Source organism: Pseudoalteromonas sp. Ps84H-4 (genome assembly GCF_024124645.1).
GTDB lineage: Bacteria > Pseudomonadota > Gammaproteobacteria > Enterobacterales > Alteromonadaceae > Pseudoalteromonas > Pseudoalteromonas lipolytica_C.
This window is the reverse complement of sequence record NZ_JAMXSK010000074.1, coordinates 1-1,340: the sequence shown is the minus strand read 5'-3', so window position 1 is coordinate 1,340 and position 1,340 is coordinate 1. Positions and strand designations below refer to the sequence as shown.

At 49.3% G+C, this 1,340-nt stretch carries 1 protein-coding gene; it reads right to left on the bottom strand.

Features of this window, described 5'->3' with window-relative positions; genetic code table 11:
• The coding region (locus NH454_RS22235) for a Tn3 family transposase (protein WP_253036315.1) at positions 1-1,340 on the bottom strand (1,340 nt) is incomplete at both ends.

Here is a 1,340-nt window from a genome sequence, read left to right as displayed (position 1 = left end):
GTTTCCAGATGGGTTTCGAATTTCTGACCATCCGCACTGGCGTGCAACTGGTCCTCCTGAATATGGTAGTGGCGGAAGATGGGTAATGAAGCCACCGCATTATTGATCACGTCGCTGGCATCATGCAGCGTTTCAGGTCGGATATAGTTAGCCTGTACTGTACTCAGGTGTTCATAACTGCGGTCGGAGATCTGCGCCATACCATACACACCACGGTGAGTGGCGTTAGCAATCAGAATGGCCAGTAAATCATCCTGATGAGTAGTTCCCTGTTTTTGTATTGGCAGCACATGTGTCAGGCTTCGCATGAACCCGGTTTCGCGCTCAACATACCGCAGGACATCCGCGATACCGACTGGCTGCATTCGCTTAAAGAAGGGATTGTTGACCAGAGATGTAGCGCCTTTTGTTGGCAGGTGCCAGCGGGTGCCCGAGCGATTTTTCATGATTACATTGCGATTATCTCCCTCATCAATATGGCGCGCCACGTCTTTGAGCGCGCTTTCCAGTCGATGTTGTTTCTCCTGTAACAATGCGTCAACAGGTTGTTTTAGTCTGTCCAGTGTTGATGAGGCCAGCAGTGCATCCTGCGATGTTTGGGGGATCAGGTCGTCTTCCAGTGCCCGGTATTTGGTGACATTTGACAGATAAATACGTCCGTTCAGTCGTGAAGTTAACTGCCGGTAGAGCAGCCATTCATAACGTTGCGGATTAACGTTATCCTGTTTCACCAGCCATGGGAGGTGCTTTTTGGGGATAAGCGACGTATCCATTGTCATCAGTGATTCACCGGATACAATTTCCGTTTGCATCTTTTGAAGTTGGGCGACGACGGCTTCTGAGCCTTTACCGGCCTCACATTCAAGGCACAGGAACACTGGTCTTAACAACTGTTCCAGAAGGTTTCGTTGTTCGTCATAATATTGCCACTGGTACTCTTCCACGGTCCGTTTTTGTTTTTTCAGATAAAGGCAAAGGGTCTGGATATCCCGATCATCCATCACTTTCAGTGCCTGTTTTCTGACTTCCGAGAAGGGCTGATTGTCATCAATATTCTCGTCAACAAACAGGTGAAGTAGCTCTGCCGCTTTCGTGACATTGTCCGCAGCTGACTGCCAGGACAGGAACACTGCTTGTTGTGCAAAGGCGTTGGCGGCTTCCTGTTGTTTTCGGATATGGTAAACAAACCCATCCGTCAGGCGCTCCAGTGCAAGTTGCATGCGCTCTGTCAGATGACACAGTAACCACAGGTGCTGCTGTGAGCGTTTGAAGCGCCGCACTTTACTGCCGTAGTAATCAATAAGGCCGCTGAAGTGTTGTCGATTTTTTAGCGACAGATT